Here is a 4,503-nt window from a genome sequence, read left to right on the forward strand (position 1 = left end):
CAACCTTTGACCGTTCCAAACCGCACGTTAATATCGGTACGATTGGTCACGTAGACCATGGAAAGACAACTTTGACTGCTGCCATTACCACAGTTTTGGCGAAAAAAGGTCTTTCTGAATTAAGAGATTTTTCTTCAATTGACAACGCTCCTGAAGAAAAAGAGAGAGGTATTACCATTAACACTTCTCACGTAGAATACCAAACTGAAAAGAGACACTACGCTCACGTAGATTGTCCTGGTCACGCGGATTACGTGAAGAACATGGTAACTGGTGCTGCCCAGATGGATGGCGCTATCCTTGTAGTAGCTGCAACTGATGGACCAATGCCTCAAACTAGAGAGCACATCCTTCTTGCACGTCAGGTAGGTGTACCTGCACTAGTAGTATTTTTGAACAAAGTTGACATGGTCGATGACCCTGAGCTTCTTGAATTGGTAGAAATGGAAGTAAGAGAATTGCTTTCATTCTATGAGTTTGACGGTGACAACATCCCTGTGATCTCAGGTTCAGCACTTGGTGCATTGAACGGAGAAGAGAAGTGGGTTGACACTGTAATGGAATTGATGACTGCGGTTGATGATTTCATTCCAATTCCTGAGCGTTTGGTTGACAAAGATTTCTTGATGCCTGTAGAAGACGTATTCTCCATTACTGGACGTGGTACTGTTGCAACTGGTAGAATTGAAAGAGGTGTAATCAACTCTGGAGACCCTGTTGATATTATCGGTATGGGAGCTCAAGGCCTTAAGTCTACTGTGACTGGTGTTGAGATGTTTCGTAAGATCCTTGATAGAGGTGAAGCAGGTGATAACGTAGGTCTGTTGCTAAGAGGTATTGAAAAGTCTCAAATTAAGAGAGGTATGATTATCTGTAAGCCAGGATCTGTTACTCCTCATGCTCACTTCAAAGCGGAAGTTTACGTTCTTTCAAAAGAAGAAGGTGGACGTCATACTCCATTCTTCAACAAGTACCGTCCACAGTTCTACTTGAGAACTACAGATGTGACTGGAGAGATCAAACTTCCAGAGAACGTTGAAATGGTTATGCCAGGTGATAACGTTACAATCGAAGTGAATTTGTTGAACGCTGTTGCTTTGGAAAAAGGTCTACGTTTTGCTATCAGAGAAGGTGGTAGAACAGTAGGTGCTGGTCAAGTAACTGAAATTCTAGACTAAAATTCAAAATTGATTATAATATCAAATGCGATCCTGAATTATTTTTCGGGATCGCATTTGTTTCTTGTTCCATTTGTAACTACTTTTGCGTTCCCTTTTGGGGAACCAAATATTCTACGGGCATAGTTCAATGGTAGAATAGCGGTCTCCAAAACCGTTGATGGGAGTTCGAATCTCTCTGCCCGTGCAAAATCATAGTAGACCATGAATATTAAAAATTTTGTTGTAGAATCCATAGACGAAATGAAGAACAAGGTCACTTGGCCTTCTTATTCATTTTTGCAAAACAGTGCTGTATTGGTGATAGTAGCATCTATCATTTTTGCATTGGTTATAGGACTCATTGATTTGGGATTCGAGAATTTAATGAAATGGTTCTACGACTTATTCTAATCTGAATAGAAATTACTGATGGCTGAACATAAGTGGTATGTACTTAGGGTGGTAGCAGGTCAGGAGAAAAAGGCCAAGACTTACTTGGATAACGAAATTCTCCGACAAAAGCTTGAGGATTATATTCCTGAGGTTTTGATACCTTCCGAAAAAGTTTACGAAATGCGTAACGGTAAAAAGCGTGTGCGGGAAAGAAATTTCTTTCCAGGATATGTTTTGATTAATGCCGACCTATCACATGGTGAAACCAATCATGTAATTACGAGTATCCCGGGAGTTATCGGTTTCTTAGGGTCAAACCAAGGGGGGGCTTCCAAAACCCCTGAGCCATTACGTCAGTCAGAAATCAACAGGATCTTAGGTCGTGTTGAGGAGATTGATGAGTTTGCAGAGAAAACAGATACGCCATATATAGTTGGAGAGACCATAAAAGTAATGGATGGTCCTTTCAGTGGTTTCTCGGGAACAATAGAAGAGGTGTTTGAAGACAAGAAGAAATTGAATGTTATGGTCAAGATCTTCGGTCGAAATACCCCTGTAGAATTAAACTTTATACAAGTAGAAAAACAAGACTAGGAAATGGCTAAGGAAATCACTGGTTATGTGAAATTACAGGTGAAAGGTGGCCAGGCAAATCCATCACCTCCAGTAGGTCCAGCCCTTGGTTCCAAGGGTTTGAACATCATGGAGTTCTGTAAGCAGTTTAATGCCCGTACCCAAGATAAAATGGGTCAGGTATTACCTGTTTTGATTACTGTTTTCTCTGACAAATCTTTTGAATTCGTAGTAAAAACTCCTCCAGCAGCGAATTTGCTGATAGAGGCAGCGAAAATCAAAAGTGGCTCAGCGGAACCAAACAGGAAAAAAGTAGGATCAGTTACTTGGGATCAAGTAAAGGAGATTGCTGAGGTGAAAATGCCTGACTTAAACGCTTTCAAAGTAGAATCTGCCATGAAAATGATTGCAGGTACTGCTAGAAGTATGGGTATCACTGTTTCTGGTAAAGCCCCCTGGGAGGATTAATTTAAAAACACTATGGCTAAGTTAACAAAAAAGCAAAAAGAAGCTCTTTCTAAGTACGACCCAAGCCAGCAGTACTCCCTAGAGGACGCTTCTTCCATTGTAAAGGATATTACCAATGCCAACTTTGACGCTTCTGTAGATTTAGACATCCGTCTGGGTGTTGATCCAAGGAAAGCTGATCAAATGGTAAGAGGTGTGGTAGCATTACCACACGGAACAGGTAGAGAGGTCAAAGTACTTGTACTTTGTACTCCTGACAAGGAAGAAGAAGCTAGAGAAGCTGGTGCAGATTATGTAGGTCTGGATGACTACATTACCAAGATCGAAGGTGGATGGACTGACATCGATGTCATCATCACAATGCCTAACGTTATGGCTAAAGTAGGTAGATTGGGTAGGGTATTGGGACCTAGAGGTCTTATGCCGAATCCGAAATCCGGAACGGTTACCTTAGAAGTAGGTAAAGCAGTAAAAGAAGTAAAAGCAGGTAAAATCGACTTTAAAGTAGATAAGTTCGGTATTATTCATGCTAGTATTGGAAGAGTGTCTTTTGGCCCTGATAAAATTCAGGACAATGCACAGGAACTTCTAAATACGATTTCAAAGCTGAAGCCTGTCTCTTCTAAAGGAACTTATTTCAAGAGCATACACTTGTCAAGTACTATGTCTCCTGGCATCAAAATAGATAAAGGAAGTATTCAAGGAATTTAATCATGACTAGAGAAGAAAAATTAGAAATAATCGAAGGTCTTACCGAGAAATTCAGAGAAAACCCTTATTTCTATATAACAGATGCATCGGGTTTCAATGTCGCGCAGGTAAATGCCTTCAGAAGAACTTGCTTTGAGAAGGGTGTTGAGTACAAAGTGTACAAAAACACATTGATCAAAAAAGCATTGGAAAATCTTGATGGTGATTTTGAGGAACTTTCCTCAAATGCATTGAAAGGTTTTTCAGGAATCATATTTTCAAAAGAAGTAGGTAATTTACCTGCTAAAGTTCTTTTGGACTTCAGAAAGAAACAAGGGAAAAAAGAAACAAGACCTGTTTTCAAGGGTGCTTCCATAGACTCAGATGTATTTTTGGGTGAAAGTCAGTTAGAGATGCTCTCTAGCTTGAAATCGAAGCAAGAACTTATTGGAGACGTTATCATGCTTCTTCAATCACCAGCCAAAAATCTTATTTCTGCTCTTCAGAGTGGACAAAATACTTTGGCGGGACTCGTGAAGACTCTTTCTGAAAAAGAATCATAATCAAATCATTAAGTAAAAAAACAACAATCTAAATAGTAATACAATGGCAGATCTTAAACAACTTGCTGATCAGTTAGTAAACTTGACTGTAAAAGAAGTAAAAGAATTGGCTGATATATTGAAGGACGAGTATGGCATTGAGCCTGCTGCTGCTGCTGCGGTAGCTGTTGCTGGTGGTGCTGGTGGTGCTGATGGCGCTGCTGAAGAAGAGAAATCTACCTTTGATGTAATCTTAAAAGCTCCAGGAGGCGCAAAGCTTGCTGTAGTTAAGCTTGTTAAAGAATTAACTGGTCTTGGTTTGAAAGAAGCTAAAGAACTAGTTGACAGCGCTCCTAAAGCTGTAAAAGAAGGTATCGCTAAAGACGAGGCTGAAGCGTTGAAGAAGTCTCTTGAAGAAGCTGGTGCTGAAGTAGAGCTTAAGTAATTTGTTTAGCCTTTCCAATTAAGGTAAGGTTAAACGTTTAGACCTGACTGTATAGTCAGGTCTTTTCCTGTTTGTGCACAGAATTAAAATTGCACTATTCTAAGCGAAAATTGTCGCTTTCCATAAATAATTTTCACTAAAAACATATACTGCCTTGGCTATCCAGAATCAAACCGTAAGGAAAAGTTTCTCATCTATTAAGGTAGTCAAAGACTATCCGGATTTCTTAGAT

General features: G+C 39.9%; 7 protein-coding genes and 1 tRNA gene. All 8 read left to right on the forward strand.

From position 1 onward, the window contains the following. Positions 1-1,178, forward strand: a 1,178-nt coding sequence (gene tuf / locus EA341_RS00765; protein WP_293010771.1) for an elongation factor Tu, incomplete at its 5' end; no start/stop codon positions are given. A 116-nt stretch (positions 1,179-1,294) separates the two neighbouring features. Next, positions 1,295-1,365: transfer RNA gene (locus EA341_RS00770), tRNA-Trp, on the forward strand. A gap of 17 nt (positions 1,366-1,382) precedes the next feature. Continuing rightward, complete coding sequence (gene secE, locus EA341_RS00775) at positions 1,383-1,571, forward strand: preprotein translocase subunit SecE (protein WP_009034230.1); 189 nt, start codon at positions 1,383-1,385, stop codon at positions 1,569-1,571. An 18-nt stretch (positions 1,572-1,589) separates the two neighbouring features. Next, positions 1,590-2,147, forward strand: a complete 558-nt coding sequence (nusG, locus tag EA341_RS00780; RefSeq protein ID WP_293010772.1) for a transcription termination/antitermination protein NusG — start codon at positions 1,590-1,592, stop codon at positions 2,145-2,147. Positions 2,148-2,150: 3 nt separating this feature from the next. Further along, positions 2,151-2,594 (forward strand): 50S ribosomal protein L11, encoded by a 444-nt coding sequence (gene rplK / locus EA341_RS00785; RefSeq protein WP_293010773.1) that lies wholly within the window; start codon positions 2,151-2,153, stop codon positions 2,592-2,594. Positions 2,595-2,606: 12 nt separating this feature from the next. Next, on the forward strand, positions 2,607-3,305 hold the full coding sequence (rplA, locus tag EA341_RS00790; protein ID WP_293010774.1) for a 50S ribosomal protein L1: 699 nt from the start codon (positions 2,607-2,609) through the stop codon (positions 3,303-3,305). Positions 3,306-3,307: 2 nt separating this feature from the next. Beyond that, a complete protein-coding gene (gene rplJ / locus EA341_RS00795) occupies positions 3,308-3,847 on the forward strand; it encodes a 50S ribosomal protein L10 (protein WP_293010775.1) in 540 nt (179 codons plus the stop codon). A 43-nt stretch (positions 3,848-3,890) separates the two neighbouring features. Beyond that, positions 3,891-4,271, forward strand: coding sequence for a 50S ribosomal protein L7/L12 (gene rplL / locus EA341_RS00800; protein WP_293010776.1), 381 nt, complete (start codon positions 3,891-3,893; stop codon positions 4,269-4,271). Positions 4,272-4,503: the final 232 nt, after the last annotated feature.

The organism is Mongoliibacter sp., assembly GCF_007692705.1.
Classification (GTDB): Bacteria; Bacteroidota; Bacteroidia; order Cytophagales; family Cyclobacteriaceae; genus Mongoliibacter.